The organism is Vibrio sp. 970, assembly GCF_033339075.1.
The window spans coordinates 1-625 of the sequence record NZ_JAWOTW010000482.1; the positions used below are offsets into that span (position 1 = coordinate 1).

Sequence of the window (625 nt, forward strand, 5' to 3'; positions counted from 1 at the left end):
GATGTTTTACAACAGCTGGCAGTTGTCATTAGTGCTGTTTGCTGTGGCGCCTGTGGTTGCTTGGGGGATTGGTGTCGTTTCTAAGCGATTCAGAAAAATCTCTAAGAACATGCAAACGATGATGGGTAATGTGACCGCATCGGCTGAGCAAATGTTAAAAGGGCACAAAGTCGTATTGAGCTACGGTGGTCAAGACATTGAACGTCAACGTTTTGATAAAGTCAGCAACCAAATGCGTCAACAAAGCATGAAGTTGGTAACGGCTCAGGCTGCGGCAAACCCCATCATTCAAATGATTGCATCATTTGCGATTGTTGCTGTTCTTTATCTCGCAAGCATTGATTCAATCAAAGAGCAGTTGACTCCGGGTACTTTTACCGTGGTCTTTTCTGCGATGTTTGGTTTGATGCGCCCACTTAAAGCACTGACAAACGTAACTTCTCAGTTCCAACGTGGTATGGCAGCAAGCCAAACTTTGTTTGCTCTGATCGATTTAGAACCAGAGAAAAACGAAGGTAAATACACGGTTGAGCGCGCGAAGGGTGAAGTATCTGTGAAAGATGTCAGCTTCACGTATGAAGGTTCAGAAAAGCCGGCTCTAGAGCATGTCAGTTTTGATATTCCA

General features: G+C 44.6%; 1 protein-coding gene. It reads left to right on the forward strand.

Annotated features, from left to right (window positions below):
• Positions 1-625: ABC transporter transmembrane domain-containing protein (locus R7Q11_RS27435; protein ID WP_263857214.1), on the forward strand; the 625-nt coding region annotated here is incomplete at both ends.